Genomic DNA, 1678 nt, shown 5'->3' on the forward strand with positions numbered 1-1678 from the left:
GGGTGGCCACCGCGGCGGCCGCGGCGGCGGCCATCTCGGCCGCCATGGCGACGAGTTGGGCGATCACCACGCCCTTGGCGACCAGCACGCCCTCGGCGGCCACCTCCAGCGCGGTGGCGAGCACCTCGCAGCCGTTGATCAGCACGGTCATGTGCGAGCCGGACGCCTGGCCCCAGCGGGACAGCATCGCCTCGTAGGAGGCGCCCTCGAAGGCCCCGCCGAGGTTCTTCAGCAGGGCATCGGTGTCGTCGTGCGACTCCCGCATGCCCCGGCCGAACTCGCGGACGTGCTGGGCCCATTCGCGAAGCTCGTCCTCGTCGACATCGGGCCAGTTGAGCCCCATCAGATCCATGATCCAGACAAGCTCCGAGGGCAACTCGATCGACAACGCCCAACCCCCGATCCGAACGGACACTTGCACCGGTACCGACGGAACAGACGGGCAAGCATCCCCTCGCAGTTCCCACCGGCCCGCCCCGGGCGGTTCCGGACGCGTGAGGGGGCGGGTGGCGCGGGCCTGGCGCGGGGGCGTGGGGAGTGCGCTACCGGAGCGCACGGCTTGCGATACCCGCGCAGAGGCGCACGGTGGGCATAGTGCAACCCGGTACCGATCACACCCAGTCGGACACAGGCCCCAGAACGGTGAATGAGTGCCAAAGATGGGTAAATCCCCGACGGACCCGGAGAATTCGTGCTTCTCTGCTGCTGAATCTCCAGCCGGAATCCTTCCTTCCACGGTCGGCCGCGCCCCGGATCGGACAGTCTCGAACAGCCTCACGGATGAGGGCGGACTCCGGTCACTGGGGGCGCGCACGGAGCTGAAACGCGGAGCCGAGCATGCTCACCACCCTGCAGACCTCCTACACGGACACCCGCGCCGGCGACCTGGCCTGGCAGCTGGGCGGCGAGCCGCTGCCCGCGCTGGCCGTCCGCGACCTCAGACTCGACGACGCCTGCGGTGCCCCGGACGGCCTCCGGGGCACCCTCCAGCTGCGGCTGCTGGGCGCCTCGCACCAGGTGGTGCTGGCCGCCGGGCCGGGTGACTGCCTGGAGACGGTGGCCTGCCTGCCGGGCCGCCGGACCCCGCTGCCCGCCCGGGTCGCGGAGCAGGTGGCGGGCTGGGAGTACGAGTTCGCGGCCCGGATCGAGGAGCTGCCGCCGCACGTGTTCGCGGCCCGGGCGCAGGAGCTGCTGGCCCTGGTCGAGGGGCACCCGCGGGCGCTGGCCGGGGTCTTCCCCGGCGACCCGAGCGCCTTCACCGCGCTGGTCGCGCACTGCGAGGACCGCCGGGTGCACTGGCGGACGTGGCACGCCTACCCGCAGGAGGGCCGACTGGTCTGCACCCGCTCCTCGCTCTCGCTGCCCGCCGCCGTCCGCCCCGAAACCCCCCGGCCCGCCGGCGGGGCACGGACGGCGGCCGACCGGGACGCACCGGCGCAGGTCGGATGGTGACCGGGCGTCAACCCGGCGCCCCGGCCTGTCCCCCGGATGGGTGCAGCCATTCACCCGGACTCTCGCCTAGCGTTCATTCATGATCAACCACCCGGTCGGACGGCCCGCGCAGCCGGGTCCGGACGCCACCGCGCCCCCGCCCGCGGCCACCCCGCCGCCCGCCGCCCACCGCCCCGCGGGCCCCGGCGGCGCGGTCCGGGCCGGCGGCGCCGGACCGCCGGCCCGG

The 1678-nt window shown here is 74.3% G+C and carries 2 protein-coding genes; one reads left to right on the forward strand and one right to left on the reverse strand.

Annotation, left to right across the window (positions count from 1 at the left end):
• Nucleotides 1-343 (reverse strand): WXG100 family type VII secretion target (locus ACFUEL_RS39445; RefSeq protein ID WP_380243005.1); only part of this gene is annotated, 343 nt, incomplete at its 3' end.
• A gap of 494 nt (nucleotides 344-837) precedes the next feature.
• Between ACFUEL_RS39445 and ACFUEL_RS39450 the strand changes: the two genes are divergently transcribed.
• Entirely contained in the window at nucleotides 838-1452 is a 615-nt protein-coding gene (locus tag ACFUEL_RS39450; protein WP_380243007.1) for a DUF2617 family protein, read from the forward strand.
• Nucleotides 1453-1678: the final 226 nt, after the last annotated feature.

The sequence above is a fragment of the Kitasatospora sp. NPDC057198 genome, from assembly GCF_042670125.1.
Lineage (GTDB): Bacteria > Actinomycetota > Actinomycetes > Streptomycetales > Streptomycetaceae > Kitasatospora.